At 68.3% G+C, this 524-nt stretch carries 1 protein-coding gene; it reads left to right on the top strand.

Annotated elements, in window-relative coordinates; all coding sequences use genetic code 11:
• Nucleotides 1-524, top strand: a 524-nt coding sequence (locus AACY08_RS28650) for a methyl-accepting chemotaxis protein (RefSeq protein ID WP_339472465.1), incomplete at both ends; no start/stop codon positions are given.

Genomic DNA, 524 nt, shown 5'->3' with positions numbered 1-524 from the left:
AGATCGTCTCCGAAGCCCTGACCGCAGCCCAGAACGTCTCGGCCGGCAGTCAGCAGCTTTCGGCGAGCGCCGAGCAGCTCTCGCAGGGCGCCACCGAGCAGGCCTCGTCCGCGGAGGAAGCCTCGTCCTCGATGGAGGAGATGGCTTCCAACGTGAAGCAGAACGCCGACAACGCCAACCAGACCGAAAAGATCGCCGCGCAATCGGCCAGGGATGCCGAGGCCAGCGGCGCTGCCGTCGGTCGGGCGGTCGAGGCGATGCAGACCATCGCCGAGAAGATCACGATCGTCCAGGAGATCGCACGCCAGACCGACCTCTTGGCGCTCAACGCGGCGGTCGAGGCCGCGCGAGCCGGCGAGCACGGCAAGGGCTTCGCCGTCGTCGCCTCCGAAGTGCGCAAGCTCGCCGAACGCAGCCAGGCCGCTGCTGCCGAGATCGGGACCTTGTCCGGCGAGACCGTGAAGGTCGCGCAGGAAGCGGGCGCCATGCTGGCCAAGCTGGTCCCCGACATCAAGAAGACTGCC

Origin of the sequence: Pseudomonas sp. EL_65y_Pfl1_R83 (assembly GCF_963970695.1) — a bacterium.
In the GTDB taxonomy this organism is placed as follows: Bacteria; Pseudomonadota; Gammaproteobacteria; order Pseudomonadales; family Pseudomonadaceae; genus Aquipseudomonas; species Aquipseudomonas tritici.
Note: the sequence above shows the minus strand (reverse complement) of the source record. Positions and strands in the feature narration are given on the sequence as shown.